We start from the raw sequence: 25044 nt of genomic DNA, 5'->3' as shown, positions 1-25044 counted from the left end.
TTTTAAAATAATACAGGAGGTGCAATTATGTCAAGAGTAGGTAGATTACCAATAGCTATTCCTGCTGATGTAACTGTTACTGTAACACCAGACAATGTAGTTACAGTTAAGGGACCAAAAGGTGAATTAGTTAAAACTATGCATAAAGATATTAGCATAGCTGTTGAAAACAATGAAGTAATTGTTACTAGACATAGTGAACAAAAAGATCACAGAGCTCTTCACGGTTTAACAAGAGCATTAATTAATAATATGGTAATTGGAGTAAAGCAAGGATACCAAAAAACTTTAGATTTAGTTGGTGTTGGTTATAGAGCTCAATTACAAGGTAAAAAGCTTGTAATGAACCTTGGATATTCACATCCAGTTGAAATTGAACCTATTGACGGAATCACATTTGAAACTCCAGCTGCAACTAGAGTAATAGTTAGTGGAATCGACAAAGAAAAAGTTGGATTTGCAGCAGCAGATATAAGAAAATGGAGAGTACCAGAACCATATAAGGGTAAAGGTATTAAGTATGAAAATGAAGTGATCAGACGTAAAGAAGGTAAGACTGGTAAGAAATAATAGAAAGGAGTGAGTTTTATGTTCAAAAAGGTAGACAAAAAGGCGAGCAGAGAAAGACGTCACCTTAGAGTTCGTAAAAAAGTTTTTGGAACTGCGGAAAGACCAAGACTTTCAGTATTTAAGAGTGAAAAGAATATATATGCACAAGTTATCGATGATATAAATGGTGTTACATTAGTAGCTGCTTCAAGTTTAGAAAAAGATTTTGCTGCAAAAGGCGGAAACAAAGAAGGTGCTAAACTTGTAGGTGAGTTAATAGCTAAAAAAGCTATAGAAAAGGGAATTGATGTAGTGGTATTTGATAGAGGCGGATACATATATCACGGAAGAATTCAAGAATTAGCACAAGCAGCTAGAGAAGCTGGCTTGAAATTCTAATTAAACAAGGAGGGAAATAAATGAGAATCGATCCTAGTACACTAGACCTTAAAGAAAAGGTTGTTTTCATAAACAGAGTTACTAAGGTTGTTAAGGGTGGTAGAAACTTCAGATTCAGCGCTCTAGTTGTTGTCGGAGACGAGAACGGACACGTTGGCGTTGGAATGGGTAAGTCAATCGAAATCCCAGAAGCAATAAAAAAGGGAATAGAAGATGCTAAGAAGAACTTAGTAAGTGTTGCAATGGTAGGGACAACAATTCCTCACCAAGTTAATGGTAAGTTCGGAACAGCAAATGTTCTAATTATGCCAGCTAAAGAAGGTACAGGAGTTATTGCTGGGGGTCCAGCAAGAGCAGTACTTGAATTAGCAGGGTTAAAGGATGTTAGAGCTAAATCATTAGGATCAAATAATCCTAATAACATGGTAAATGCTACAATTAACGGATTAGCTAGTTTAAGAACAGTAGAAGATATAGCTAAATTAAGAGGCAAATCTGTTGAAGAAATATTAGGTTAAGGAGATATTGCAATGGCTAAATTAAGAATTACATTAGTTAAGAGCTTAATAGGTAGAAAAAAAGACCATATCGCTACTGCAAATGCTCTTGGACTAACAAAGATAAGAAAAACAGTAGAACCTGAGGCAACACCTCAAGTACAAGGTATGATAAAAAAGATTGAATATCTATTAAAAGTAGAAGAAGTATAAAAATAAGGAGGTGCACTGAATATGAAACTTCACGAATTAAAACCAGCAGCAGGTAGCAAAAAAGCACCTAAAAGAATTGGTAGAGGTACTGGTTCTGGCTTAGGAAGAAATGCTGGTAAAGGTGAAAAAGGTCAAAATGCAAGATCAGGTGGTGGCGTAAGACCTGGTTTTGAAGGCGGTCAAATGCCTTTATATAGAAGACTTCCTAAGAGAGGTTTTACAAACATTTTTGCAAAGAAGATTGTTAGCATAAATCTTGATAGATTAAATATTTTTGAAAATGGTACAGAAATTACTCCAGAAGTCTTACTTGAAAGAAGAGTTGTAAGTAAGGTTTTAGATGGGGTAAAGATTCTTGGAAACGGAACATTAGAAAAAAGCTTAACGGTTAAAGGATGTAAGTTCTCTAAGTCTGCTATAGAAAAAATTGAAGCAGCTGGGGGAAAAGTTGAGGTGATGTAAAGTGCTTCAAACTTTAAGCAATGCATTCAAGGTTCCTGAACTTAGAAAAAAGATTTTATGGACAGTATTATTAGTTGCAGTTTTCAGGATGGGAAGTCATATTCCTCTTCCTGGAATTAACTCTGATTTTTTAAAGAATCTATCTCAGTCCGGTGGACTATTGGGATTTTATGATATGCTTTCTGGAGGTGCGTTTAGCAGATCTAGTATATTAGCATTAGGAGTTATGCCATACATTAATGCATCAATAATAATTCAATTATTAACTGTTGCTATCCCGCAATTGGAGCAACTATCAAAAGAGGGAGATACTGGCAGGAAAAAGATACAAAATGCAACACGTTATGTATCTCTTGGTATAGCTTTTATCTTGGCTTATGGAATTTTTGCAACAATTTCAAGCAGTGGAGCAACGATTGGATTAACTGCAATTCAAAAGATTATTGTTGTTTTTGCACTAGTGGTTGGAACAACATTTTGTATGTGGTTAGGTGATCAACTTACAGTTAAAGGCATTGGAAATGGTACTTCAATATTAATATTTGTTAATATAATTTCAAGAGTTCCAGCAACAATTGCTTCAATGATGACACTTCAGCAAGCAGGAAGTGCGAGTATTGTGGAAATCGTACTATTTGGAGTATTTATTGTGCTTTTACTTGCTACTATACTATATTTTTCTTTGTCAGAAAGAAGAATACCTGTGCAATATGCTGGTAAATTTGCATCAGGCAATAGTAATATGGTTAAATCGCAATCAACGCATATACCATTAAGCATAATTGGATCAGCAGTTCTTGCTATTATATTTTCTATGTCAGTAATGGATTTTCCAAAGACAATTGCTACATTGTTTGGTGGAGCAGGGGAAAGTCAAAAAGAGTGGGCAAAGTGGATATTAAATAATCCTACATCTATCTTTAATCAGAAAAGTTGGATGTATGTAGCATTATATGCATTACTAACAATATTCTTCAATTGGTTCTATACTCAGATTACATTTAAACCAGATGAAATGTCTGAGAATTTGCATAAATCGGCAGGATTTGTGCCTGGAGTAAGACCAGGTGAAGAAACCACAACATATTTTGAAAGAGTTTTAAATAGATTATCGTTTATCGGAGGTATATTAGCAGCGGTGTTAGCTGTAACTCCAGTTATGATACAAAATTATACACAATTTCAAAATATAGCTTTTTCAGGAACTGGATTATTAATTGTTATAAATGTTGCGTTAGATTTTACTAGAAAAGTAGAATCACAAATGGTAGTTAGGCACTATAAAGGATTTCTTAAATAGATTAGAATAAATGGAGATGAAGCCAGTGAAGATAGTATTACTAGGTCCTCCTGGAGCTGGGAAGGGAACACAGGCTAAATCAATTAGCAATAAATATTCAATACCACATATTTCTACAGGTGATATTTTCAGAAAGAATATTTCTGAAAACACTCCTTTAGGAATAGAAGCAAAAGGTTATATTGATAACGGGCAATTAGTTCCTGATGAAGTAACAATTAATATGGTTAAGGATAGACTGCAACAGGATGATTGTAAGGTCGGATATTTATTAGATGGTTTTCCTAGAACTGTAGCTCAAGCTGATGCTCTTAACAACTTTCTTGTAGAGAAAAATGAACAATTAGATACTGCATTATTAATAAAGGTACCTAATGAATTTATTCTAGAAAGAATGACTGGTAGAAGAGTATGCCCATCATGCGGAGCAAGTTATCATGTTAAATTTAATCCTCCAACAAATGAAGGAAAATGTGATTTGTGTGGAAGTGAGGTTATACAGAGAAAAGATGATACAGTGGAAACTGTAAAGGAAAGACTTGATGTATACCAAAAGGAAACACAACCACTAGTTGAATTTTACAGTGAAAAAAACTTGCTTTCAGAAGTTGATGGCACAAAAGCTATTAATGAAGTTTTCAGAGGAATATGTGAATTGTTGGGGAACAACAAGTAATGATTACTATAAAAAATCATGATGAAATAGCCATAATGAGAAGAGCAGGTAGAATAGTAGGAGAAACATTGCTATTGCTTGAAAAAGAGGTAAAACCCGGAGTAACAACTGCAAATTTGGATAGAATAGCAGAAGAATTTATAACTAAGCATGGAGCAAAACCTTCATTTAAAGGCTTATATGGTTTTCCTTCGTCACTATGTATTTCAGTAAATGAGCAAGTAATACATGGGTTTCCAGGAGAATATGTTCTTAAGGAAGGCGATATAGTTAGTGTTGACTGTGGAGCATATTTTGATGGATTCCATGGAGATGCTGCAAGAACTTTCTCTGTAGGGGAAGTTTCGGTAGAAGCTCAAAAATTAATTGATATAACAAGAGAAAGTTTTTTCCAAGGTATAAAGTTTGCAAAACAAGGAAATAAATTAACTGATATATCACATGAGATACAAAGCTACGTAGAAGCAGCAGGTTTCTCAGTTGTAAGAGATTTTGTGGGTCATGGGATTGGACGCAAAGTTCATGAAGATCCTAATGTACCTAACTTCGGAAAGTCTGGTAGAGGTCCGAAATTACTGAATGGTATGGTGTTAGCAATAGAACCTATGGTTAATGCAGGTACTTATAAGGTTAAAACATTAAAAGATGGATGGACAGTTGTAACAGCAGATTCTTCTTTATCGGCGCATTATGAAAATACAGTTGCAATTTTATCAGATGGACCTGAAATATTAACACTGATTAAGTAGAATAAAGAGTGTTGCTTAGTTATAAATTTGCATAATACCGTTGTGGTAGTGTTAATTTATACTAAGGTAATCATAGAGGTGAAAAATTTGCAAAACAATGACTTGATTGGAAAAGTAGTACTTTCAAAAGCAGGAAGAGATAAAGATCACTTATATGTTGTTGTTAGGCAGATAGATGATGATTATGTATTACTAGCTAATGGAGATACAAAATTGATTGAGATGCCTAAGAAGAAAAAAATTAAACACTTAAGTATTTTAGAAGATGTAGATGATGAATTATCATCATTAATAAACTCATGCGATAAGAGTACTAATTTAAAGATTAAGAGATTCCTAAAGCTTAGAGGCATTGTTAAGGAGGGTTGATTACCTTATGTCAAAAGATGATGTTATAGAAATGCAAGGTACGGTCCTAGAATCTTTACCAAATGCTATGTTTCAAGTTGAGCTTGAAAGTGGCCATAAGATTCTAGCACACATATCAGGTAAATTAAGAATGAACTTCATAAGAATTTTACCAGGAGATAAAGTTACAGTGGAACTTTCTCCTTATGATTTAACGAGAGGTAGAATTACGTGGAGAGCAAAATAAAGTAGATATAACTTACATTTAAGATCTACTACAAAAGTAATATGAGGAGGGTTAGCTATGAAAGTAAGACCATCAGTTAAGCCTATTTGTGAAAAGTGCAAAGTAATCAGAAGAAAAGGAAAAGTAATGGTAATCTGTGAAAATCCTAAGCACAAGCAAAAACAAGGCTAATGATCAAGTTTACAATATTATTTACATTAAAATAAATGTAAATAATATTGACATTTCAGCAAAAGTCAAATATGATTATATAGTCGTTTAATTAATCAAAAATAAATTTTAGGGCGGCTGGCAATAGAATCGTCTATTGACCTAAAATTTTATTATAAATTATAAATTATAAAATCAACTTTTATACATTTCAATTATCAGGAGGTGTAAATTTTAATGGCAAGAATATCAGGTATTGACCTACCAAGAGAAAAAAGAGTTGAAATAGGTTTAACATATATATATGGAATAGGATTATCAACTTCACAAAAGATCTTAGCTGTAACAGGAATTAATCCAGATACAAGAGTTAAGGATTTATCAGAAGAAGAAGTTAATGAAATCAGAACTTATATCAACAAGAATTTAATGGTTGAAGGTGACTTAAGAAGAGATGTCGCTATGAATATCAAGAGATTAGTAGAGATAGGATCATATAGAGGAATTAGACATAGAAGAGGTCTTCCAGTAAGAGGACAAAAGACTAAGACTAATGCAAGAACTAGAAAAGGTCCTAAGAAGACAATAGCAAATAAGAAGAAATAGTAAGGAGGGAAGATAATGGCAGCTAAAACAGTTAAGAAAACTAGAAGAAGAAAAGAAAGAAAGAATGTTGAGCATGGTGCTGCGCACATTAAGTCAACTTTTAATAATTCAATAGTTACTTTAACAGATGCAGTAGGAAATGCTTTATCATGGTCAAGTGCAGGAGCACTAGGCTTCAGAGGATCAAGAAAGAGCACACCATTTGCAGCTCAAATGGCAGCAGAAACTGCAGCTAAAGTAGCAATGGAACACGGCTTAAAAAGTATAGAAGTTTATGTTAAGGGACCTGGTTCAGGAAGAGAAGCAGCTATAAGATCCTTACAAGCAGCAGGACTAGAAGTAACATTAATTAAAGATGTTACTCCAATACCACATAATGGTTGTAGACCACCAAAGAGAAGAAGAGTCTAATATAACTGTAGTAATAGGAGGTGTAATTTAATGGCAAGATATACTGGCGCTACATGTAGATTATGTAGAAGAGAAGGTATGAAACTTTTCCTTAAAGGTGATAGATGTTTTACAGATAAGTGTGCTTTCGTTAGAAGAAGCTACGCACCAGGACAACATGGGGCTAGCAAGAAGAAAGTATCAAACTATGGAGTTCAATTAAGAGAAAAGCAAAAAGCAAGAAGAATTTATGGCATATTAGAAGGCCAATTTAGAACATATTATGAAAGAGCTGAGCATATTAAAGGTATAACAGGTGAAAACTTACTTAAATTACTAGAAATGAGACTTGATAACGTAGTTTATAGATTAGGTTATGGTTCATCAAGAAATGAAGCAAGACAATTAGTAACTCACGGACATTTCTTAGTAAATGGTAAAAAGGTTGACATTTGTTCATATCATGTTTCAGTTAATGATATAATTACTGTATGCGAAAAGAGCAGATCAAGTGAGAAATTCAAAACTTTTGTTGAAAATCCAAAAACTTTACCAAAATGGTTAGAAGCTAATGTTGATAACTATGAAGGAAAAGTAGTTGCAGAGCCATCAAGAGAAGATATAGATGTGCCTGTTAACGAAACGCTTATTGTTGAGTTATACAGTAAATAATATATTTATATTTGTTAGAGAAATTTATCACAATATATGCAAATATAGAATCAGTTGCCCTCATAATAAGGTTGCCATTTTTAAAATAAGGAGGGTTTGTCAATGTTAGAAATCGAAAAGCCAATAATAGAATGTATAGAAGCTAATGAAGATGGTACTTATGGTAAGTATGTTGTTGAACCACTTGAAAGAGGATACGGTATTACATTAGGAAATGCTCTAAGAAGAATACTATTATCATCTCTTCCAGGAGTTGCAACAACCTCTGTCAAAATTGATGGTGTGCTTCATGAGTTTTCTACTGTTCAAGGAGTTAAAGAAGATGTTACTGAGTTAATTCTCAATATTAAATTATTAGCTCTGAGAATGAATGGTGAAGGTCCAAAAGTTATTTATATTGATGCTAAAGGACCAGGAGAAGTTACTGGAGCAGATATAAAGACTGATGGTGATGTTGAAGTTGTTAATAAGAATTTACATATTGCAACTTTGGATAACGATGGAAGACTTTATATGGAATTGACAGTTAATAAAGGAAGAGGATATGTTACTCAGAATAAAAATAAGAGTGATGAATTACCAATTTCTGCTATAGCAGTTGATTCTATTTATACACCAGTAAAAAGAGTTAATTTTACTGTTGATAATACAAGAGTTGGTCAAATTACTGATTATGATAAATTAACTTTAGAAATTTGGACTAATGGTACTATAAAAATAGATGAAGCTATTAGTTTATCAGCAAAAATACTTATTGAACACTTTAAATTATTCATGTCATTAACAGATAATACTAATGATGTTGAAATAATGATAGAAAAAGAAGACGATAAGAAAGAAAAAGTCCTAGAAATGACTGTAGAAGAACTTGATTTATCAGTTAGATCATATAACTGTTTAAAGAGAGCCGGAATTAATACAGTCCAAGAACTTGCTACAAAATCTATGGATGATATGATGAAAGTAAGGAATCTAGGAAAGAAATCTTTAGAAGAAGTTGAAAGAAAGCTTAAAGAATTAGGTTTAGCCCTAAAACTAACCGAGGAGTAAGGAGGTAAATCCATGGCAGGTCATCGTAAATTAGGTCTTCCTACAGACCAAAGAAGAGCTATGCTAAGAAATCTTGTTACTAGTCTATTAAAACATGGTAAAATCGAGACAACTGAAACAAGAGCTAAGGAAACTAGATCAATAGCAGAAAAAATGATTACTCTTGGAAAAAGAGGAGATCTTCATGCTAGAAGACAAGTCTTATCTTATGTTCAAGAAGAATTAGTTGTTAAGAATTTATTTGATAATGTAGCTCCAAAGTATACTGAAAGAAATGGCGGATATACAAGAATAATTAAAAAGGGTCCTAGAAGAGGGGACGGAGCTGAGATAGTAATACTTGAATTAGTATAATACTAATGGGGGATTAAGTTTAAACTTAATCCCCATTTTGACATAAAGAATAAAATTAGGGTTTAATTTATTATAGAGATGTTTTCTTATTCAAGAGATATATATTTTTTTGTTGAATATGTTAGATTTTGAGATATAATGAAAATAATAATTTAACATGCAGGGATAATAATGTTTTTTATAAAAAACATTTGTATAATATATTAAAATTATAAACATCATGGGGAGGTACACTATGAGTGATGCGATGATAAAGTGTGCAAAAGTATCTTTTAAATATGTAAAGGATACAGAGGGAGTTAGGCAAGAAAAATATGCAATAAAAGATGTAGATTTAGAAGTAAAAAAGGGGGAGTTTTTGGTAGTCTTAGGGCATAATGGATCAGGTAAATCCACGATAGCTAAGCATATGAATGCATTGGTTGTACCATCAGAGGGTACAGTGATTGTAGATGGGTTGGACACCAGTAAAGCGGAGAATGTATGGGAGATTAGATCCAGAGCAGGAATGGTCTTTCAAAATCCTGATAACCAATTAGTGGCTACTATAGTAGAAGAAGATGTGGCCTTTGGACCAGAGAACTTAGGAATAGAACCATCAGAGATAAGAAAAAGAGTTGATGAGAGCTTGGAAAAGGTTGGAATGGGCAAATATAAGAGGCATGCACCACACCTTTTATCTGGTGGACAAAAGCAACGAATTGCTATAGCAGGAATACTTGCAATACAACCTGAATGCATAATTTTTGATGAACCTACAGCAATGTTGGATCCATCAGGAAGAAGAGAAGTTCTAAAAACCATAAATGAATTAAATAAAATTCATGGTATTACTATAGTATTAATAACACATTATATGGATGAGGCAGCTCAAGCTGATAGAATTGTAGTAATGGATGGTGGAAGTGTAAAAATGGAGGGGACTCCTAGAGAAATCTTTCCGCAGGTAGAGCGAATGAAAAAGATAGGTTTGGATGTTCCACAGGTTACTGAATTAGCTTATGAGTTAAAAAAGGCAGGAATAGATATAAATGAAAAAATATTAAATGTGGATGAGATGGTGAATGAGTTATGTCAATTAAAGTAGAAAGTTTAACACATATATATATGCCTAAAAGCCCATTTGAAAAGACTGCATTGGATAATGTATCTTTAGAAATAAAGGATGGCGAATTTGTAGCATTAATTGGGCATACTGGCTCTGGTAAATCCACTTTGATACAACATTTTAATGGTTTGCTAGAAGCAACTAGTGGAAAAATAATCGTTGATGGAATAGATATTACTGATAAGAAAGCAAAACTAATAGATATAAGAAAAAAGGTTGGATTAGTGTTTCAGTATCCAGAATATCAGATTTTTGAAGAGACTATAGCTAAGGATATTGAATTTGGGCCTAGAAATTTAGGGCTCTCTGACAGTGAAATTAATGATAGGGTAATTAAGGCAATGGAAATGGTTGGTCTAGATTACGAGACTTATAAAGATAGATCACCATTTGACTTAAGTGGTGGTCAAAAGAGAAGGGTAGCAATTGCAGGGGTTATAGCAATGCAGCCTACAACACTAATATTGGATGAGCCTACAGCAGGATTAGATCCAAAGGGTAGGGATGATATATTAGATCAAATAAGTAAGCTACATAAGGACTATAATATGACGGTAATTATAGTTAGCCATAGTATGGAGGATGTTGCAAAGATTGCGGAAAGAATTATTGTAATGAATGGTGGGAGAATAGCATTGCAAGGAACTCCAGCAGATGTATTTAAGGAAGTAGATGTGCTAGAGAAAATAGGACTTGGAGTTCCTCAAGTAACATATCTGATAAGAGAATTAAGAAAAAGAGGCTTTGATATTCCAGATAATATATTTACAATAGAGGAAGCAAAAAGGCAGCTTTTATCTACTCTAAGGATAAATAAAGTGAAAGGGGAATAGACAAAACTATGTTGAAGAATATTACAATAGGACAATATTTACCTGGAGAGTCCTTTATTCATAAATTAGATCCTAGAACAAAGATACTTATATCAATACTTTTTATTGCCTGTTTATTTATCATAGATAAATTTATTGGCTATACTGTTGTTGTTATTTTTTTACTATCTATAATATTGATTGCAAAGGTGCCGTTTAGATTTATTTTTAATGGTTTGAAGCCAATTTTTCTATTAATAGTATTAACAGCTATTCTAAACATATTTATGGTTAGGGGCGCTGAAGGGACAGAGGTTTTTAGCGTAGGATTTTTAAAGGTGTATCCAGAGGGGTTAAGTATTGCAGCGTTTATGGCTATCAGACTAATTTTATTGATAGTAGGAACATCGCTGTTAACATTAACCACATCTCCAATTGAGTTAACGGATGGAATCGAAAAGTTATTAAGGCCAATTGGAAAAGAGATGGCTCATGAACTTGCTATGATGATGACAATAGCCTTAAGGTTTATACCTACTTTAATAGATGAAACTGATAAAATAATGAAAGCTCAAAAGGCTAGAGGAGCTGATTTTGAATCAGGTGGAATTATAAAAAAGGCTAAGAGTTTAGTACCGTTACTAGTACCTTTATTTATTAGCTCATTCAGAAGAGCTGACGAATTAGCAATGGCAATGGAAGCGAGAGGCTATAGAGGTGGTGCTGGTCGAACTAGAATGAAAATACTTGAGTTTTCGTATAGAGACTTAGTTGCTTTTATTGTATTTTGTATTTTAGTTTTATGGTGTATAGCTGTAAGATTCATTGTACTATAGGAGTAAGATAAGTCAGATGAGGAATATAAAATTAATTATTGAGTTTGATGGAAGTAACTTTTCTGGGTGGCAAAGGCAACCAAAAGGAAGAACTGTTCAAAAGGTTATAGAGACAGCAATATTTAAAGCTACAGGCGAAGAGATTATGATTAATGGAAGCTCTAGGACTGATGCGGGAGTTCACGCAAGAGAGATGGTTGCAAACTTTTTAACTAATTGTTCAATACCTGGAAATAAGTTTAGAGAAGCTATTAATACAAGATTACCAGAGGATGTATCTATAATTAAATCGGAAGAAGTAAATGAGAATTTTCATGCAAGATATTCATCAAAAGGTAAGACGTATTCATATACAATTATAAATAGATATGAAAGGTTGTCTCTGGGGCATCAATATCTGTATCATTATAGGTATAAATTGGATATAGATGAGATGAGAAGAACGTGTGAGTATTTTATAGGTATCCATGACTTCAAGGCATTTATGTCACCTGGAAGTTCAATAAAAACTACTATAAGAACTGTTAAGAATCTCTACATAGAACAAAATGGAGATGAAATAAAAATATTTATTACAGCCGATGGATTCCTGTATAATATGGTAAGAATAATAGTAGGTACATTAATAAAGGTTGGAAATGGAAAATTAAAAGCTGAAGATATAGAGGGAATAATAAAAGAAGGAAATAGAAAAAAGGCAGGAATGTGTGTACCACCAAATGGATTAATATTAGAAAAAGTTTTCTATTAAATGATAAAAATGTGTTGACACGCCCGTGTGCGTGTATTATAATAGGTTTGTTTGTTAAAACATTTATGTATATAAGATCCACTAGCCCCGGGTCTTGACATAAAAAATCTTACTTAAAATAATAAGTAAAGAATTAATGTAAGTTCAGGGAGGGAAACAGATGAAATCATACATTGCTAAAGCAAGTGAAATTGAAAAAAAATGGTATGTAGTTGATGCTGCTGGTAAGCCACTAGGTAGAGTTGCTAGCCAAGTTGCTTCAATTTTAAGAGGTAAAAATAAACCAACATTTACACCTAATGTTGACTGCGGAGATTTTGTTATTGTAATTAATGCAGAAAAGGTAGTCTTAACTGGTAAGAAGTTAGATCAAAAATTAATGAGAAAGCATAGTCTTTACCCAGGCGGATTAAAAGAAACTCCTTATAGAGTAGTATTAGATAAAAAGCCTGAATTTGCTTTTGAAGAAGCAGTAAGAAGAATGCTTCCAAATGGTGTATTAGGAAGACAAATGTTGAAGAAATTAAATGTATACAGAGGTGCAGAACATAATCATGCAGCTCAAAAACCAGAAGTACTAGAATTAAGATACTAATACGATCTCGGGAGGAGGAATAAGAAATGGCAAAAGTTCAATACATGGGAACTGGAAGAAGAAAGAAATCAGTTGCAAGAGTAAGACTTGTACCAGGAAATGGTAAGGTTACTGTAAATAAAAGAGAAATAGAAAACTTTTTTGGTTTAGAAACATTAAGAGTTATCGTAAATCAACCATTAGTTTTAACTGGAACTAAGGATAGATTTGACGTTTTAGTAAATGTTCACGGTGGTGGATTTACAGGTCAAGCAGGAGCTATCAGACATGGTATAGCTAGAGCACTAGTTAAATCTGATGAAGCTTTAAAGTCAGAATTAAAGAAGGCTGGATTCTTAACAAGAGACCCAAGAATGAAAGAAAGAAAGAAATACGGTCTTAAAGCAGCAAGAAGAGCTCCACAATTCTCAAAGAGATAATATTTGGAGATCAAAAATCCCACAAACGCGGTGTTTGTGGGATTTTTATGTTATATAGAAATATATAACATCTTGAATAAGAGCAAATATAGGGAATAGTTATTACATTTCTAGGAATAAGAGTCTTATATTATTTCCTAATATAGTTATAAACTCTTTTATTATATGTTGCAATAGATGTAGGTTGTAAACAATATAGCTTATCATTTATGAAGTTATTTGTTTTCTAGTACTTTGTAGCTTAAGATAAATTCTTACGAATCAATATTTTTAAATAATACATTAAGGAGATTGTAATTAGATCTTTATTAAGTGCTACATATAATAAGTTTAATAAAAATAAAAGTTTATTAATGTAAATGAATTTGAATAATTAAGATTGTATAGCAAACAATACAGTATGTAAGTCTAAATGATTTGGAGGAATAGTTTTATGAGAATGAAAAAATGGATAGCATTATTCTGTATATTTTGCTTAATTTCTGGGATTCCGGTAAGAACAAATTCTGAAGAGAATAAAGATAAAAGAATAATATTAATAGACCCAGGTCATGGAGGAATTGACGGTGGAGCAAAATCAAAGAGTGGAACTATAGAGAAGGATATAAATTTATCTATATCTTTAAAGCTAAAAAAGGAATTAGAAGATGCTGGATATGCTGTATATATGACAAGAGAAGGGGATTCTCAATTAGATGCGAAGAAAGTTAAAGACCTTAATGTCAGATGCCAAATGAAAAAAGATGTTAAATGTGATGTATTTATATCTATACATCAGAATATGTTTCCGCAGTCTAGTTGTTTTGGTTCTCAAGTTTGGTATTCATCCAATGAGAGCAGTAAGTCTTTAGCGGAAAATATTCAAGTATCACTTAAAGAAACAATAAATGATAATAATAAGAGGGTTCCTAAGGCTGCAAAGGAACAATATAGAATACTTAGAGATGGATATGAAGGTGCATGCGTTCTCGTAGAATGTGGCTTCTTATCTAATTATGAAGAAGAGCAAAAACTAAAAGGCGATGAGCATCAAGATAAAATAGCAAAAGGAATAACAAATGGTGTCAATAAATATTTCGAGAATAAAAATAGTTAGTTACTTAATTTCATAAAAATAGGACCAACTTTTATGCTATTTCCTGGATATCCATAAGAATAATATAATTTGTTTACTAATAAAAGCAGATTATACAACAGCAAACAGGTCAAAAGCACAATTAAAAAGTAAATTAGTATAGTTAGGAATTTGTCTAAATTTTTAGGGTTCATAAGTTAACCTCTCAAATATATAAATTAGTTATATATGTTGCAATTGAGTTTCTACATTTTATCTTAATCCAGCACTTAGCGTATAAGAAGTTTAAATGTAAGCTTATTATTGCAACATATATATAATTATAGTATTAATGAACTATGATTATGAGCGATAAATTTAAAAATAGAGAAGGTATTTAGCAATACTAAAACAAGAAGATCTTAAAAAATGACTATAAGGAATGCTTTGCGTATGATGTATAGATATACTAAGATTATTTACATTTAATTCTGAGAATTATTGGATTAAATAAAATTTATTTGGGGTTGTAAATAGTAAGAAATACTTTTAAACTTATATGTAGTAATAAGTATAAATGTATAGTTTGTAAGCGATAATAAAGGAGCTGTAAGAATGAGAGAAATAAATGTTGATGTTATAACAGAAGCTATTAAAAATTTATCAATTGAAGCTAATTATTTCTTAGGATCGGATATTAATGATGCATTATTAAATGCGAAGAAAGAAGAACCATGGAAATTAGCATCAGATGTTTTAGATAAAATATTAATAAATTCAGAAATTGCAAGAAATGAGAAAATGCCTATGTGTCAAGATACGGGAATGGCATGTGTATTTATTGAAGTGGGACAAGATGTACATTTAGTTGGTGGAAGCATCGAAGATGCTATCAATGAAGGTGTACGTAGGGGATACGAGGAAGGATTTTTAAGAAAATCGGTAGTAAAAGATCCAATCAGAAGAGTTAATACAAAGGATAATACTCCGGCTATAATATATTATGATATAGTGGATGGAGATAAGGTTAAGATTATATTAGCACCAAAGGGATTTGGCTCTGAAAATATGAGCAAAATAGGCATGCTAAAGCCATCAGATGGACTAGATGGAGTGAAGAAGTTCATAATAGATACAGTTAAAGCGGCAGGACCCAACCCATGCCCACCTATGGTAATAGGTGTTGGAATCGGAGGAACTTTCGATAAAGCTGCATATTTAGCTAAGAAAGCATTATTAAGACCTATAAATATAAGAAATGAAGATGAATTTTATAAGGAATTAGAATTAGAGCTATTACAAGAAGTAAATAAATTAGGAATTGGACCACAAGGCTTCGGAGGTAAAACAACTGCATTGGGATTAAATATAGAGACTTATTCAACTCACATTGCAGGGTTACCCGTTGCGGTAAATATAAATTGTCATGCTACTAGACATAAAGAGGTAATACTATAAAGTTTATGTTTTAAAAAGATATATATAAGTTCTAAATAAGATAATTCATTCTCTATAAATTATCTTGCTTGTGCTATCTCACGGCTTAAGATAAATTGTGATAGATTAAATTTTTTAGAATCCACATATATTTTTAAAAGTATAAATTTAGCAAGAGTGCATTAAAAATAAAGATCTAAAATAATATGTATGATTGGAGAAAAAAGAATGGAAATTAAATTAGAAACACCTCTTAATGAAGAAAAGATAGGACAGTTAAGAGCAGGAGATAGTATTTTATTAAGTGGAACAATATATTCTGCTAGAGATGCCGCACATAAAAGATTAATAGAATTGCTTGATGAAGGTAAGGAGTTACCTTTTAGTATAAAAGATCAGATCATATACTATGTTGGACCATCACCAGCTAAGCCTGGTACTGTTATAGGATCTGCTGGTCCAACAACTAGCTATAGAATGGACGCCTATGCGCCTAAATTAATGAATATTGGCTTAAAGGGAATGATAGGCAAAGGTGCAAGAAATGAAGAAGTAATTAGTTCAATTAAAAGGAATAAGGCAGTATATTTTGGAGCCATTGGAGGCGCAGCTGCATTAATAGGAAAAAGTATTATTAAGTCAGAAATAATTGCTTATGAGGATTTAGGTGCTGAAGCTATAAGAAAAATGGAAGTTAAAGATATGCCTCTAGTTGTTATTATCGATGCTCAAGGAAATAACTTATATGAAATTGGCCAAAGAGAATATTTAAATTCGGTAAAATAAATTGAAATTATATATTAGGCCGTATTAAAAGGAGAAATATATGAGCAGGATTAAGTTACCAGGAAGAGAAAAGAATAAAAAAATTATATTATCGGTGCTAGTATTAATAGCATTGGGGATAATGGCTCATGAATTTATAGAAAATAGAAACAGCAAGAATATTAAATATAAAGAAGAAAAAGAAATAACAATGCCTGAAGGAACGCAACAATCAGGTAATAATGTAACCAATAAAGAGCTAGAAAATATAGATATGGAGAATAGTTCTAAAAAGGCGGATAATGATGAAACAAATGAAAAGTCCAGTTATTCGGCAAGGGAGAATGAGTTATACGATGAAGCATATAATTTGTTTTTTTCCCATAAGTACACTGATGCAATTGGCAAAGCAGATTTACTTATAAATGAATTCCCAAGTAATGCAATGGGGTATAATATAAGAGGAATTGCAAAGGCGTATAATGGAGAGTTTGATAGCGGTATAGATGATATAGATAAGGCATTAAGTATTAATACTAAATATGGATATGCAAGGTTTAATAAGGCACTTACATATGAGTTGTATGGAAAAATGGATGATGCACTTGAATGGTATAATAAAGCTTTAGATATTGAAGATTATGAATGGAGTTACTACGGTATAGCATCTATTTATGGGAGAAGAGGAGATGTAAAAAATACAATGCTATATTTAAAGAAAGCAATACAAATGGATACATCAATAAAGGAAATTGCAAAGGCAGAGCATGATTTTGATCCAGTTAAGAATTCAGAAGAATTTCAGAAAGCAGTGTATAATTAATATTAGAATATAAGTTCATTGTAAAGCATATTATGTGAAACGTGAACTTTAGGAGGAATTTGTATGTTCAATGTATTAGTAGTTGATGACGAAAAGGAAATACGAGATGCAATTGAAATATATTTAAGAGGTGAAAATTTAAAGGTATTTAAAGCAGAGGATGGATTGGAAGCTTTAGATATTCTTGAAAAAGAAAAAATACATTTAATTATACTAGATATAATGATGCCTAGATTTGATGGAATACGTACTTGTTTAAAGATAAGGGAAAGCCAAAACTTGCCGATAATAATGTTATCTGCAAAGGGTGAAGATTCAGATAAAATATTAGGATTAAATGTGGGGGCAGATGATTATATAACGAAACCATTTAACCACCTAGAATTAGTAGCGAGAGTTAAATCTCAATTAAGAAGATATGAAAAACCGCTAAATGTAGAAGAAGGTAAGGATATAATTAAAGTTAAAGATTTAGTAATAGATACTGTTGCAAAAAAAATTACTTTACGTGGAGAAGATGTTAAGGTAACGGCAACAGAATATAAAATATTATATCTGTTAGCGTCAAATTTAGGAAAAGTATTTTCTATAAAAGAGATATATGAAAATGTATGGGAAGAGATTTTTTACAAAAGTGAAAATACAGTAACTGTACATATTAGAAGAATAAGAGAAAAAATTGAAATAAACACAAAAGAGCCTGAATATATCAAGGTGGTGTGGGGAATTGGATACAAGATTGAAAAAGAAGATTAAGATATATTTTAGTAGTGTCTATTTAGTTGATATAATAATTGTAGCACTAATAACATTAATTTTACTTTCAACATTGGGTGATTATATACAGATTAATAGATCACAACATAGCCTAGCAGTTAATAGAATTAAAGGTGATTTAAGAGGTTTAATCTTGCTAGCTGTTATATATGTGACGTTTATTGCAAAGATGGCCCTTATATTAAAAAAGAATCAAAGTTCATCTAAAATACAATCTAATTTTGTTAATAACATGATTTTTGTAATTAAAAATGGATTTCATTATAAGGAAACAAGGAGCACATTAATAATATCAATTGCATTGGCGTTGATATTATTAATTGCATATTTATATTTTCTTGCTACCGGAGGATATGAAAATAATATATTTGTGAAGTTCTTCCAAACTTATCCGTTTAAAGGAAGCGTATTTGTTATTATAATCTTATTTTTTACTATGATGTATGCATTAAAAAAGACTCTAGATATAATAGTTGTAAATGATGCACTTAGAAGAGTCAGTGAAGGAAATTTGCAAGATGATATTAAGTTAGATGGATCTCCTGCAATAAAAGAGCTAGCTAAAAATATTAATTTGATAAAAGCAGGATATAAAGAAATATTGGAAAATGGTGTACACAATGAAAAATTGAAAACAGAATTAATATCAAATGTATCTCATGATTTAAAAACTCCATTAACGTCAATTATAAATTATGTTAATATACTTAAGAATAGTGATATAACAGAGGAAGAAAGGGAAGAGTATTTACTAATATTAGAAAGAAAGTCACTAAAGTTAAAAGTTTTAATTGAAGATTTATTTGAAATGTCAAAAATCAATAGTGGAAAAATTAAGTTAAATAGAGAGTTAATAGATATACTATCATTAATACATCAAGGCATAGGTGAATACAGTACTTTATATGAGGAAAAAAATATTTCCTTTAAAGTAACAAGTGAAGAAGATGCTGTATATATGGAACTTGATGGAAAGATGATGTCAAGAGCTTTAGAAAATATAATAATTAATGCACTAAAGTATTCAATGAACAATACTAGGGTTTATATTAATGTAAAAATAGAAGAAGATTATGTTAATGTTGGTGTGAAGAATATTGCTAATTATGAGATGGATTTTAATGAAGACGAAATGTTCGAAAGATTTGCAAGAGGAGATAAGTCTAGAAATTCTAAAGTTGAAGGTTCTGGGTTAGGTCTGGCAATTACAAAGAGTATAGTTGAGCTTCACGGTGGAGAAGTTAAGATAAAAAAAGAAGGAGATATGTTTAAAATTTATCTTATACTTCCAGTAAATAAGAAATAAAAAATATTAATAAATAAATTTTATCAATTAGGTAGTTAATCTATAGAAAACTAAAGATTAGCTACTTTTTTCATATATATCTATAAATTTTAAGGTTTTACAATTATCATGCTAACAATTATAATATACGATATATTGTATAGGAGAAATAAATTATATACAAAAAACACAATATGTAGTAGGGAGAGATAACTAAATGTCGCTTTTGAGTGAATTATGCAAAGATGCTATTAATGCAATTAAAGATAATGAGGGGATTTATACAGAAGATAAACTATTAGATGCGTTAAATCAAATTATAAGAAAAGATATGAATAAAAGAGAAATAAGAAATTCATTAATACAAGTATCACTAGAATTAACTACAGATATGGAACCAAATTGGCAATATGTGGCCTCTAGGGCATATACGCATGAACTTTATGATAGAGTTAGAAATTCTAGAGATTTAGAAAATGGTAAGAATTTATACCAGGATTATTACGAATTTATTGAGTATCTAACTGAAAAAGGTCTTTATGGAGAATATATATTAAAAAATTACTCAAGAGATGATATTTTAGAACTGGAAAAGGATATAAAGCCAGAAAGAGACTTTTTATTTAATTATAGCGGAATAAACCTTTTAGCAAGTAGATATTTAGTTCAAGATTATAATAGAAATCCCATAGAGCTTCCTCAGCAAATGTTTATGGGAATAGCTATGCATCTTGCAATTCCAGAGAAAGAAGAAAATAGAGTATATTGGGCAAAGAGATTTTATGATGTACTTAGCTCATTAAAAGCAACTATGGCGACTCCGACAATGTCTAATGCACGAAAGCCATTTTATCAATTAAGTTCATGCTTTATAGATTCAGTGGAAGATAGTTTAGAGGGAATCTATAAATCGCTTGATAATTTTGCTAAAGTATCTAAATTCGGTGGTGGAATGGGTATCTATATGGGGAAAATTAGAGCATTAGGTTCGCCAATAAGAGGATTTAAGGGAGCGTCTGGAGGGGTAATACCATGGGTTAAATTATTTAATGATACAGCAATAGCTGTAGATCAATTAGGTGTTAGAAATGGCTCGGTGGCAATATGGTTAGATGCATGGCATAAGGATATTCCTGAGTTTCTTCAAATAAGGACTAATAATGGGGATGATAGAAAAAAGGCACACGATGTATTTCCAGGCATTTGCTATCCAGATCTATTTTGGAGGCTTGCTGAAAGCGATATAGATGCTAATTGGTATATGATGTGCCCACATGAGATTAAGGCAGTTAAAGGATATGCATTAGAAGATTTTTATGGAGATCAATGGGAAGAAAAGTATTATGAATGTGTAAGTGATGAGCGAATAGAGAAAAGAGTAATGTCAGTAAAAGATTTAGTGAGATTAATAATAAAGAGTGCGGTTGAAACAGGAGCACCATTTGCATTTTATAGAGATATTACAAATAAGATGAATCCTAATAAGCATAAAGGAATGATATATTCTTCAAATTTATGTACTGAAATCATGCAGAATATGAGCCCAATGAAGATACAAAAGAGTCAAATTCTTAGTGATAAAGATGAATATGCAGTAGTTGAGAAAATAATACCAGGAGATTTTGTTGTATGTAATCTTTCATCAGTAGTGCTTGGAAATATAGATGTGTGCAATGATGAGGAAGTAGAATATGTTGTTGAAACTCAGATTAGAGCAATGGATAATGTAATTGATTTAAACTATTATTCAGTTCCTTTTGCTGAGATTACTAATAAAAAGTATAGGGCAATAGGTCTTGGGACTAGCGGATATCATCATATGCTTGTTAATAATAAGATACATTGGACAGAAGAAGAGCATAAAAGTTTTGTGGATAAAGTCTACGAGAAGATAAACTACTATGCTATAAAGGCTAGTATGAAAATATCAAAAGAAAAAGGTTGTTATGAATTATTTAAGGAATCTGATTGGGATACTGGAGAGTATTTTAGATTAAGAAACTACAATAGTTCCAAATGGAATGAACTAAAGGAGTTAGTTCACAAATTCGGAACAAGAAATGGATATTTAATTGCAGTAGCTCCAAATGGTTCGACGGCAACAATTGCAGGGACAACAGAAGGAATTGATCCTATTATGGCAAGATTTTATTTAGAAGAAAAGAAGGGAAGTATAATTCCTAAGACTGCACCAAATCTTTCAGAAGATAATTATTGGTATTATAATTCAGCTTATAATATAGAACAAATGTGGTGTGTTAAAATGAATGGAATACGTCAAAGGCATATAGATCAAGGCCAATCCTTTAATTTATATATAACGAATAGCTATACAATGAGGCAAATAATGAACTTATATATAGAGGCTTGTAAATGTGGAGTTAAATCTATATATTATGTTAGATCAAAGTCATTGGAAGTGACGGAATGTGAAACTTGTTCAGCATAAGTGTGCTTTATGTTCCGTGACAGTACTTGGTCAGCAGAAGTTATACATAGTGAATTAATAAGCAAAGAACTCAAATCTTATATTTGGGTTATCAAGCTTATTTAGTTCCTTAAATATTAGTTGGTCACTTGAATTTATGAAAAAAGAATATATAAATGAATAATTATGTTTTATTTAAGTATGAAATATTTAGTATTAGTTACTATATAACTAACACATGTTAGCTATATAGTAATTAATGATTAGAGATTAGGGGTGTAGATATGATTATAAATAAAAAACCTCTTTTTAATGAATTTGGAGATAGAGAAATCAGTAAAAAGAGAATTATAAATGGAAATACTACGAATTTAAATGATTTTAATAATATGAAATATAGCTGGGTTTCAGACTGGTATAGACAAGGAATGAATAATTTCTGGATACCCGAGGAAGTAAATCTTTCGCAAGATTTAAAGGATTATCAAAACTTATTAGAAGAAGAAAGAATCGCATATGATAAAATATTGTCATTTTTAATATTCCTAGATTCTATACAAACAGCAAACTTAAGTAATATAAATAATTATATAACGGCAAGTGAGATAAACCTTTGTTTAACAATTCAAAGTTTTCAAGAGGCAGTTCATTCACAAAGCTATAGCTATATGCTTGATAGTATATGTTCTCCTGAAAAGAGAAATGAAATATTATATCAGTGGAAAGATGATGAGATACTCTTGAACAGAAATAAATTTATAGGAGACCTATATAATGAATTTATAGAGAATCCAACAGGATACAATTTGTTGAGAACACTTATGGCTAACTATATATTAGAAGGTATATATTTTTATTCTGGATTTATGTTTTTCTACAACTTGGAGAGAAACGGTAAGATGCCAGGGTCTGCACAGGAAATTAGATATATAAATAGGGATGAAAATACTCATCTTTGGCTTTTTAGAAATATTATAAAAGAGTTACAAAATGAAAATCCAGAGCTATTTACTGAAGATACAAAAAATGAATTAAGGAATATGATGAAGATTGGTGTAGAACAAGAAATTTTATGGGGACATTATGTTATAGGTGATAAGATACAAGGGATAAATAAACAATTAATTGAAAGTTATATAAAATATTTAGGAAATAAAAGATTAAAAGAAATAAATTTATCTCCATTATTCAAAGATCAAGATAAGAACCCAGCTTCATGGGTAGATACTCAATCAAATGCAAATTCTGTTAAAACTGATTTCTTCGAAGCAAGATCTACAGCATATGCAAAAATAACAACTTTAATTGATGATTTATAAATAAATTTATAAAATATAAAAATAATAGGAAATAAATAGTAATGAATAAATGAAGAGATACTTTTTTTAGTAAAAATCATAAAAAACGATTAAATTTAAGTTAATTTTTTTGTGAATTATGTTATAATAGAAAAGGTTTATACTTAAAATAAAATTTACAGATACACGAATTAATGTAAGAAATACTTACTTAATAAATGAAATTTACAATCAAGGAGGAGTTCCATATTATGAAAAAAGGTATTGCTGCTTCTAAAGGATATGCAATAGGAAAAGTATTTTTACAAGAGCATGAGGAAATCATTATAAATGATAGTAAGATTGCAGATATAGATGCAGAAAAAGCAAAGATGCAAAAAGCATTAGATGATTCTAAAACACAATTAGAAGCTATTAAAGATAAGGCAGAAAAAGAAATGGGTGCAGAGAAAGCGGCTGTATTTGAAGCACACATTACATTACTAGATGATCCAGAATTTACTGGAGCAATGATGATGGAAATTGAAAACAATAGCTTAAATGGATTAAAGGCTATTGAGAGTGTGGCTAATACTTTTGTCGCTATATTCGAATCTATGGATAATGAATATATGAGGGAAAGAGCTGCTGATATTAAAGATGTATCTAAGAGAATATTATCAAATTTTGCAGGTAAGGGCGGAGATTCTTTTGCAATTACTGAAGAAAACACAGTAGTTGTAGCTCACGATTTAACTCCATCTGATACAGCAGGACTAGATAGAACTAAGGTTGTTGGATTTATAACTAATATAGGTGGAAGAACTTCACATGCAGCTATAATGGCTAGAACTTTAGAAATTCCAGCAGTACTTGGATTAGGTGATATAACTACAGCTGTTAAAACAGGAGATGCAGTTATAGTTGATGGAATAACAGGAGATGTTATTATAAATCCATCAGAAGAAGTTTTAGCAGAATATAAAGAGAAAAAAGCAAAATTCCAAGCAGAACAAGAGGAATTAAAGAAATTAATTGATGTTAAAACAACTACTAAATCAGGTAGAAGAATAGAAGTTTGCGGAAATATCGGTAAGCCAGAAGATGTATTAGGTGTTTTGGCAAATGGTGGAGACGGTGTAGGATTATTCAGAACAGAATTCTTATATATGGATAGAGATAGTGCTCCAACAGAAGACGAACAATATGAATCATATAAATTCGTTCTTGAAAAAATGGAAGGTAAACAAGTTGTTATAAGAACTTTAGACATCGGAGGAGATAAAACGCTTCCATATTTACCATTACCAGAAGAAATGAATCCATTCTTAGGATATAGAGCAATAAGACTTTGCTTAGATAGAAAAGACATATTTAAAGTTCAGTTAAGAGCATTGCTTAGAGCTTCTATATATGGAAATCTTGCAGTTATGTTCCCAATGATTTCTGGTTTAGAAGAATTTGAGCAAGCAAGAGAAGTTGTTGAAGAATGTAAGGCAGAATTAAAAGCTGAAGGAAAAGAATACTCAGAAAAGATTCAATGGGGTATAATGGTTGAAATTCCAGCAGCAGCAGTTTATGCAGATGAATTAGCTAAGCATGTTGATTTCTTCTCAATAGGAACTAATGATTTAATTCAATACACATTAGCAGCTGATAGAATGAGCGAAAAGGTTTCGTATCTTTATAATCCAATGCATCCAGCAGTATTAAGATTAATAAAGATGACTATTGATGGAGCTCATAAACATGGTAAATGGGTTGGAATGTGTGGAGAAATGGCTGGAGATGAAGCAGCTATCGCAACATTAGTTGAATATGGATTAGATGAATTCTCAATGAGTGCTACATCAATCTTAAATGCTAAAAAGATAATGTTAGAACAAGAATAATATATAATATATCGTTTATGTAATTAAGGCTATCTCAAAATTAATTGAGGTAGCTTTAATTTTTATATTTAATTATTATAATTGAGTGCGATATAATATATATTATGAAAGAATAAAACATAT

31 protein-coding genes are annotated in these 25044 nt (G+C 31.3%); all 31 read left to right on the top strand.

The window, feature by feature from the left end:
• Positions 1-27: 27 nt before the first annotated feature.
• The 31 genes from rplF to ptsP all read left to right on the top strand — a co-directional run bounded on the left by rplF (position 28) and on the right by ptsP (position 24921).
• Positions 28-570, top strand: a complete 543-nt coding sequence (rplF, locus tag T483_RS0109600) for a 50S ribosomal protein L6 (RefSeq protein WP_026886668.1) — start codon at positions 28-30, stop codon at positions 568-570.
• An 18-nt stretch (positions 571-588) separates the two neighbouring features.
• A complete protein-coding gene (rplR, locus tag T483_RS0109595) occupies positions 589-948 on the top strand; it encodes a 50S ribosomal protein L18 (RefSeq protein ID WP_026886667.1) in 360 nt (119 codons plus the stop codon).
• 20 nt (positions 949-968) lie between these two features.
• The gene (gene rpsE, locus T483_RS0109590) at positions 969-1466 is read left to right on the top strand and encodes a 30S ribosomal protein S5 (protein WP_011967523.1); all 498 of its coding nucleotides are present in this window, start codon (positions 969-971) and stop codon (positions 1464-1466) included.
• A gap of 12 nt (positions 1467-1478) precedes the next feature.
• Positions 1479-1658 carry a 50S ribosomal protein L30 gene (gene rpmD / locus T483_RS0109585; protein WP_011967524.1) on the top strand — a complete coding sequence of 60 codons (180 nt, stop codon included), beginning with the start codon at positions 1479-1481 and terminating at the stop codon, positions 1656-1658.
• 21 nt (positions 1659-1679) lie between these two features.
• Positions 1680-2120 carry a 50S ribosomal protein L15 gene (gene rplO, locus T483_RS0109580; RefSeq protein ID WP_026886666.1) on the top strand — a complete coding sequence of 147 codons (441 nt, stop codon included), beginning with the start codon at positions 1680-1682 and terminating at the stop codon, positions 2118-2120.
• A gap of 1 nt (position 2121) precedes the next feature.
• Positions 2122-3420 carry a preprotein translocase subunit SecY gene (secY, locus tag T483_RS0109575; RefSeq protein WP_026886665.1) on the top strand — a complete coding sequence of 433 codons (1299 nt, stop codon included), beginning with the start codon at positions 2122-2124 and terminating at the stop codon, positions 3418-3420.
• Positions 3421-3445: 25 nt separating this feature from the next.
• Complete coding sequence (locus T483_RS0109570) at positions 3446-4096, top strand: adenylate kinase (RefSeq protein ID WP_026886664.1); 651 nt, start codon at positions 3446-3448, stop codon at positions 4094-4096.
• Complete coding sequence (gene map, locus T483_RS0109565) at positions 4096-4845, top strand: type I methionyl aminopeptidase (RefSeq protein WP_026886663.1); 750 nt, start codon at positions 4096-4098, stop codon at positions 4843-4845. Before T483_RS0109570 ends, map begins: the two co-directional genes overlap by 1 nt.
• A gap of 87 nt (positions 4846-4932) precedes the next feature.
• Positions 4933-5214 carry a KOW domain-containing RNA-binding protein gene (locus T483_RS0109560; protein ID WP_026886662.1) on the top strand — a complete coding sequence of 94 codons (282 nt, stop codon included), beginning with the start codon at positions 4933-4935 and terminating at the stop codon, positions 5212-5214.
• A 7-nt stretch (positions 5215-5221) separates the two neighbouring features.
• Complete coding sequence (gene infA, locus T483_RS0109555; protein WP_002582630.1) at positions 5222-5440, top strand: translation initiation factor IF-1; 219 nt, start codon at positions 5222-5224, stop codon at positions 5438-5440.
• A 57-nt stretch (positions 5441-5497) separates the two neighbouring features.
• Complete coding sequence (gene rpmJ / locus T483_RS0109550; RefSeq protein ID WP_003156543.1) at positions 5498-5611, top strand: 50S ribosomal protein L36; 114 nt, start codon at positions 5498-5500, stop codon at positions 5609-5611.
• 216 nt (positions 5612-5827) lie between these two features.
• Positions 5828-6196: a 30S ribosomal protein S13 gene (gene rpsM / locus T483_RS0109545; protein WP_026886661.1), complete on the top strand. Its 369-nt coding sequence runs from the start codon at positions 5828-5830 to the stop codon at positions 6194-6196.
• 15 nt (positions 6197-6211) lie between these two features.
• Positions 6212-6607, top strand: coding sequence for a 30S ribosomal protein S11 (rpsK, locus tag T483_RS0109540; RefSeq protein WP_011967531.1), 396 nt, complete (start codon positions 6212-6214; stop codon positions 6605-6607).
• A gap of 30 nt (positions 6608-6637) precedes the next feature.
• The gene (gene rpsD / locus T483_RS0109535; protein WP_026886660.1) at positions 6638-7258 is read left to right on the top strand and encodes a 30S ribosomal protein S4; all 621 of its coding nucleotides are present in this window, start codon (positions 6638-6640) and stop codon (positions 7256-7258) included.
• A 102-nt stretch (positions 7259-7360) separates the two neighbouring features.
• Positions 7361-8308 carry a DNA-directed RNA polymerase subunit alpha gene (locus T483_RS0109530; protein ID WP_026886659.1) on the top strand — a complete coding sequence of 316 codons (948 nt, stop codon included), beginning with the start codon at positions 7361-7363 and terminating at the stop codon, positions 8306-8308.
• A gap of 12 nt (positions 8309-8320) precedes the next feature.
• On the top strand, positions 8321-8662 hold the full coding sequence (gene rplQ, locus T483_RS0109525; protein WP_011967534.1) for a 50S ribosomal protein L17: 342 nt from the start codon (positions 8321-8323) through the stop codon (positions 8660-8662).
• Positions 8663-8897: 235 nt separating this feature from the next.
• Complete coding sequence (locus T483_RS0109520) at positions 8898-9749, top strand: energy-coupling factor transporter ATPase (protein ID WP_026886658.1); 852 nt, start codon at positions 8898-8900, stop codon at positions 9747-9749.
• Positions 9734-10603 carry an energy-coupling factor transporter ATPase gene (locus tag T483_RS0109515; RefSeq protein ID WP_026886657.1) on the top strand — a complete coding sequence of 290 codons (870 nt, stop codon included), beginning with the start codon at positions 9734-9736 and terminating at the stop codon, positions 10601-10603. The genes T483_RS0109520 and T483_RS0109515 overlap by 16 nt, the downstream gene beginning before the upstream one ends.
• A gap of 8 nt (positions 10604-10611) precedes the next feature.
• Positions 10612-11418: an energy-coupling factor transporter transmembrane component T family protein gene (locus tag T483_RS0109510; RefSeq protein WP_026886656.1), complete on the top strand. Its 807-nt coding sequence runs from the start codon at positions 10612-10614 to the stop codon at positions 11416-11418.
• A 16-nt stretch (positions 11419-11434) separates the two neighbouring features.
• The gene (gene truA, locus T483_RS0109505) at positions 11435-12169 is read left to right on the top strand and encodes a tRNA pseudouridine(38-40) synthase TruA (RefSeq protein WP_026886655.1); all 735 of its coding nucleotides are present in this window, start codon (positions 11435-11437) and stop codon (positions 12167-12169) included.
• Between the two features lie 160 nt (positions 12170-12329).
• The gene (gene rplM, locus T483_RS0109500; RefSeq protein ID WP_008426634.1) at positions 12330-12764 is read left to right on the top strand and encodes a 50S ribosomal protein L13; all 435 of its coding nucleotides are present in this window, start codon (positions 12330-12332) and stop codon (positions 12762-12764) included.
• A 26-nt stretch (positions 12765-12790) separates the two neighbouring features.
• Positions 12791-13183, top strand: a complete 393-nt coding sequence (gene rpsI, locus T483_RS0109495) for a 30S ribosomal protein S9 (RefSeq protein WP_026886654.1) — start codon at positions 12791-12793, stop codon at positions 13181-13183.
• A gap of 433 nt (positions 13184-13616) precedes the next feature.
• On the top strand, positions 13617-14279 hold the full coding sequence (gene cwlD, locus T483_RS0109490) for an N-acetylmuramoyl-L-alanine amidase CwlD (protein WP_026886653.1): 663 nt from the start codon (positions 13617-13619) through the stop codon (positions 14277-14279).
• A gap of 573 nt (positions 14280-14852) precedes the next feature.
• Entirely contained in the window at positions 14853-15695 is an 843-nt protein-coding gene (locus tag T483_RS0109485; RefSeq protein WP_026886652.1) for a fumarate hydratase, read from the top strand.
• Between the two features lie 207 nt (positions 15696-15902).
• Entirely contained in the window at positions 15903-16460 is a 558-nt protein-coding gene (locus T483_RS0109480) for a Fe-S-containing hydro-lyase (protein WP_026886651.1), read from the top strand.
• 40 nt (positions 16461-16500) lie between these two features.
• Positions 16501-17262: a tetratricopeptide repeat protein gene (locus tag T483_RS0109475; RefSeq protein ID WP_026886650.1), complete on the top strand. Its 762-nt coding sequence runs from the start codon at positions 16501-16503 to the stop codon at positions 17260-17262.
• A 63-nt stretch (positions 17263-17325) separates the two neighbouring features.
• Positions 17326-18018, top strand: coding sequence for a response regulator transcription factor (locus T483_RS0109470; protein ID WP_023974808.1), 693 nt, complete (start codon positions 17326-17328; stop codon positions 18016-18018).
• Positions 17990-19345, top strand: a complete 1356-nt coding sequence (locus tag T483_RS0109465; protein ID WP_026886649.1) for a sensor histidine kinase — start codon at positions 17990-17992, stop codon at positions 19343-19345. The genes T483_RS0109470 and T483_RS0109465 overlap by 29 nt, the downstream gene beginning before the upstream one ends.
• Before the next feature lie 196 nt (positions 19346-19541).
• A complete protein-coding gene (locus T483_RS0109460; protein WP_026886648.1) occupies positions 19542-21773 on the top strand; it encodes a ribonucleoside-diphosphate reductase subunit alpha in 2232 nt (743 codons plus the stop codon).
• Between the two features lie 263 nt (positions 21774-22036).
• A complete protein-coding gene (locus T483_RS0109455) occupies positions 22037-23071 on the top strand; it encodes a ribonucleotide-diphosphate reductase subunit beta (RefSeq protein WP_026886647.1) in 1035 nt (344 codons plus the stop codon).
• Between the two features lie 230 nt (positions 23072-23301).
• Positions 23302-24921, top strand: a complete 1620-nt coding sequence (gene ptsP / locus T483_RS0109450) for a phosphoenolpyruvate--protein phosphotransferase (RefSeq protein ID WP_026886646.1) — start codon at positions 23302-23304, stop codon at positions 24919-24921.
• Positions 24922-25044: the final 123 nt, after the last annotated feature.

The organism is Clostridium beijerinckii HUN142 (assembly GCF_000621745.1).
Taxonomy (GTDB): Bacteria; Bacillota; Clostridia; order Clostridiales; family Clostridiaceae; genus Clostridium; species Clostridium beijerinckii_A.
Note: the sequence above shows the minus strand (reverse complement) of the source record. Positions and strands in the feature narration are given on the sequence as shown.

What these genes read in the sequence shown, in the direction of transcription:
- ptsP (WP_026886646.1), top strand. Translation starts at nt 23,302, where the DNA reads ATGAAAAAAGGTATTGCTGCTTCTAAAGGATATGCAATAGGAAAAGTA.
- infA (WP_002582630.1), top strand. Translation starts at nt 5,222, where the DNA reads ATGTCAAAAGATGATGTTATAGAAATGCAAGGTACGGTCCTAGAATCT.
- rpsE (WP_011967523.1), top strand. Translation starts at nt 969, where the DNA reads ATGAGAATCGATCCTAGTACACTAGACCTTAAAGAAAAGGTTGTTTTC.
- T483_RS0109520 (WP_026886658.1), top strand. Translation starts at nt 8,898, where the DNA reads ATGAGTGATGCGATGATAAAGTGTGCAAAAGTATCTTTTAAATATGTA.
- rpsD (WP_026886660.1), top strand. Translation starts at nt 6,638, where the DNA reads ATGGCAAGATATACTGGCGCTACATGTAGATTATGTAGAAGAGAAGGT.
- rplR (WP_026886667.1), top strand. Translation starts at nt 589, where the DNA reads ATGTTCAAAAAGGTAGACAAAAAGGCGAGCAGAGAAAGACGTCACCTT.
- rplO (WP_026886666.1), top strand. Translation starts at nt 1,680, where the DNA reads ATGAAACTTCACGAATTAAAACCAGCAGCAGGTAGCAAAAAAGCACCT.
- T483_RS0109515 (WP_026886657.1), top strand. Translation starts at nt 9,734, where the DNA reads ATGTCAATTAAAGTAGAAAGTTTAACACATATATATATGCCTAAAAGC.
- T483_RS0109470 (WP_023974808.1), top strand. Translation starts at nt 17,326, where the DNA reads ATGTTCAATGTATTAGTAGTTGATGACGAAAAGGAAATACGAGATGCA.
- T483_RS0109475 (WP_026886650.1), top strand. Translation starts at nt 16,501, where the DNA reads ATGAGCAGGATTAAGTTACCAGGAAGAGAAAAGAATAAAAAAATTATA.
- T483_RS0109455 (WP_026886647.1), top strand. Translation starts at nt 22,037, where the DNA reads ATGATTATAAATAAAAAACCTCTTTTTAATGAATTTGGAGATAGAGAA.
- rplQ (WP_011967534.1), top strand. Translation starts at nt 8,321, where the DNA reads ATGGCAGGTCATCGTAAATTAGGTCTTCCTACAGACCAAAGAAGAGCT.
- rpsK (WP_011967531.1), top strand. Translation starts at nt 6,212, where the DNA reads ATGGCAGCTAAAACAGTTAAGAAAACTAGAAGAAGAAAAGAAAGAAAG.
- T483_RS0109460 (WP_026886648.1), top strand. Translation starts at nt 19,542, where the DNA reads ATGTCGCTTTTGAGTGAATTATGCAAAGATGCTATTAATGCAATTAAA.
- rplF (WP_026886668.1), top strand. Translation starts at nt 28, where the DNA reads ATGTCAAGAGTAGGTAGATTACCAATAGCTATTCCTGCTGATGTAACT.
- rpsM (WP_026886661.1), top strand. Translation starts at nt 5,828, where the DNA reads ATGGCAAGAATATCAGGTATTGACCTACCAAGAGAAAAAAGAGTTGAA.
- T483_RS0109510 (WP_026886656.1), top strand. Translation starts at nt 10,612, where the DNA reads ATGTTGAAGAATATTACAATAGGACAATATTTACCTGGAGAGTCCTTT.
- truA (WP_026886655.1), top strand. Translation starts at nt 11,435, where the DNA reads ATGAGGAATATAAAATTAATTATTGAGTTTGATGGAAGTAACTTTTCT.
- rplM (WP_008426634.1), top strand. Translation starts at nt 12,330, where the DNA reads ATGAAATCATACATTGCTAAAGCAAGTGAAATTGAAAAAAAATGGTAT.
- cwlD (WP_026886653.1), top strand. Translation starts at nt 13,617, where the DNA reads ATGAGAATGAAAAAATGGATAGCATTATTCTGTATATTTTGCTTAATT.
- rpmJ (WP_003156543.1), top strand. Translation starts at nt 5,498, where the DNA reads ATGAAAGTAAGACCATCAGTTAAGCCTATTTGTGAAAAGTGCAAAGTA.
- map (WP_026886663.1), top strand. Translation starts at nt 4,096, where the DNA reads ATGATTACTATAAAAAATCATGATGAAATAGCCATAATGAGAAGAGCA.
- T483_RS0109480 (WP_026886651.1), top strand. Translation starts at nt 15,903, where the DNA reads ATGGAAATTAAATTAGAAACACCTCTTAATGAAGAAAAGATAGGACAG.
- rpsI (WP_026886654.1), top strand. Translation starts at nt 12,791, where the DNA reads ATGGCAAAAGTTCAATACATGGGAACTGGAAGAAGAAAGAAATCAGTT.
- rpmD (WP_011967524.1), top strand. Translation starts at nt 1,479, where the DNA reads ATGGCTAAATTAAGAATTACATTAGTTAAGAGCTTAATAGGTAGAAAA.
- T483_RS0109530 (WP_026886659.1), top strand. Translation starts at nt 7,361, where the DNA reads ATGTTAGAAATCGAAAAGCCAATAATAGAATGTATAGAAGCTAATGAA.
- T483_RS0109485 (WP_026886652.1), top strand. Translation starts at nt 14,853, where the DNA reads ATGAGAGAAATAAATGTTGATGTTATAACAGAAGCTATTAAAAATTTA.